1 protein-coding gene is annotated in these 2,355 nt (G+C 39.8%); it reads left to right on the top strand.

The window, feature by feature from the left end:
- The first annotated feature begins 285 nt into the window (after positions 1-285).
- Complete coding sequence (locus ACR2F7_RS03645; protein WP_432712234.1) at positions 286-1,866, top strand: peptide chain release factor 3; 1,581 nt, start codon at positions 286-288, stop codon at positions 1,864-1,866.
- Positions 1,867-2,355: the final 489 nt, after the last annotated feature.

A 2,355-nucleotide genomic window follows, 5' to 3' on the forward strand; every position in this document is an offset into this window, starting at 1 on the left:
ACAACAACAACAACAACGTGCGCAAGAACAAAGTCGCCAGCAAGCACAACCAAGGGCACAAGTTCAACAACAAAGACAAGAACGTGTACAACAAAGTGCACCTTCAAGAAGCAATGAAAGGGGCAGCAGTGGCCAATCTCAAAGCAGCAGCAGAAGTCCAAGATCTGGCAGAGGCTAGTCACAAAATAAAAGCATACCTTAAAACCGGCCGTAAATGGCCGGTTTTTCTTTTGTATTTTATCTTTATCTTTGCAGCTTCATTCAAGCAAATATGCTTAACTCTTTATGATCCACCCAGAAATAGAAAAACGAAAAACATTTGCCATTATAAGTCACCCCGATGCTGGTAAAACAACATTAACTGAAAAGTTCTTACTTTTTGGTGGGGCTATTAATACCGCAGGTGCGGTAAAAAGGAACAAAGCTAATCAAAGCAATACTTCAGATTTTATGGAGATTGAGAAGCAGCGTGGTATATCCGTTGCCACTTCTGTGATGGGCTTTGAATATAGCGGCAAACGCATAAACATCCTTGATACCCCTGGACACAAGGATTTTGCCGAAGATACCTATAGAACACTTTCTGCTGTAGATAGTGTAATTTTAGTAGTCGACTGTGTAAAAGGTGTAGAGGAACAGACAGAAAAGCTGATGGCGGTTTGCCGCATGCGAAATACGCCTGTTATCATTTTCATCAATAAAATGGACAGGGAAGGTAAGGATGCTTTTGACCTGCTGGATGAAATTGAAGAAAAATTAAACATCAGTTTATGCCCATTGTCGTGGCCTATCGGTCAGGGACATACTTTTAAAGGGGTATACAGTATCTATAATAAACACCTTAACCTTTTTGAACCTGATAAAACTAAAATCAGCGCCAATGTTATTGAGGTAAATGACCTGAATGACAGCGCATTGGAGAAGTTTTTAAAGGTAAAGGAACTGGATGAGCTAAAGGGCGACCTTGAATTGGTGCAGGGCGTTTATGGTGACCTTGACAAGAACATGTATACAGAAGGCTTGCTTGCCCCGGTATTTTTTGGCAGTGCCATCAATAACTTCGGGATCAAGGAATTGTTAGATACCTTCATTAATATTGCCCCAAGCCCTAGAAGCCGTGAGGCAGAACAAAGGGAAGTATTGGTGACTGAAAAGAACTTTAGTGGTTTTGTATTTAAGATCCATGCTAACTTAGACCCTAAACATCGCGATAGAATTGCCTTTTTAAGGGTCTGCTCGGGTAAGTTTGAAAGAAATAAATTCTATTACCATACCCGTCAGCAGAAAAAGCTGAAGTTCTCTAACCCCATGGATTTCATGGCCAATGAAAAAAGCATTGTCGAAGAGGCATGGCCCGGTGATGTTGTGGGTTTATACGACAGTGGCAACTTTAAAATTGGCGACACCCTAACTGAAGGGGAAATGTTGAAATTTAAAGGCATTCCGAGCTTCTCTCCTGAAATATTTAAGGAAGTAGAGAACAGAGACCCTTTAAAAACTAAACAGCTGGAGAAAGGCATACAACAGCTCACCGAAGAAGGCGTTGCTCAATTATTTACCCAACAACCGGGTAACAGGAAGATTATTGGTGCCGTTGGTGAATTACAGTTTGAAGTTATTGCCTTTAGACTGGAGCATGAATATGGTGCTAAAGCCTTTTTCAGAACATTGAGCTACGGAAGATCCAACTGGGTGACTTCGAAAGACAAGAAAAAGCTGGAAGAATTTGTGAAACGTAAGCAACAGCACATAGGACAAGATAAAGATGGTAACCCTGTTTTCCTTGCCGACAATGATTTCATGATCAACATGACGCAACGTGATTATCCGGATATTGAATTCCACAAAACATCAGAATTTAAATAAATAAGGGCAAGACCGTTGCCACATCAATAAAAGACCGTATCGTTGAAAAATGAAACGGTCTTTTTCATGGAATTAACTCCCGGAAAATACAATGAAAATCCTTACTAATTAAGGATTTTCAAATAACTGAAAGGCATGCTGAATCTTATAGTTTCCATAGCGTTCAGAAAGCGTTGGTAGGGCCTTTGTAGGGCCTTCCTATATCGATTGATAACTGAAGGCCTTGCCAACGCCCTGTCATCGCCTCCAAACGGATAACTTAATTATTAGCTGACATCAAGCTGATTTAAACTTTTAGCCATTTGAAATTCTTAATCAACACACTTGGAATTCTTAAACAAAAAAAGAGGGGCCCTAAGATTGAGCCCCTCTTTTTTTAAAATTAACTATTTAATTAGTTCTGAACAAATTCAGTATTTGCGTTCAAAGTAATCTCATCGCTTAACATAGCAGTTGGGTATTTAGTACCGAAATTAAAGTCAGCTCTTT

Origin of the sequence: Pedobacter sp. (genome assembly GCF_045628745.1) — a bacterium.
Classification (GTDB): domain Bacteria; phylum Bacteroidota; class Bacteroidia; order Sphingobacteriales; family Sphingobacteriaceae; genus Pedobacter.

Excerpts from the sequence above, each read along its gene's own strand:
- ACR2F7_RS03645 (WP_432712234.1), top strand. The coding sequence starts at position 286 with ATGATCCACCCAGAAATAGAAAAACGAAAAACATTTGCCATTATAAGT.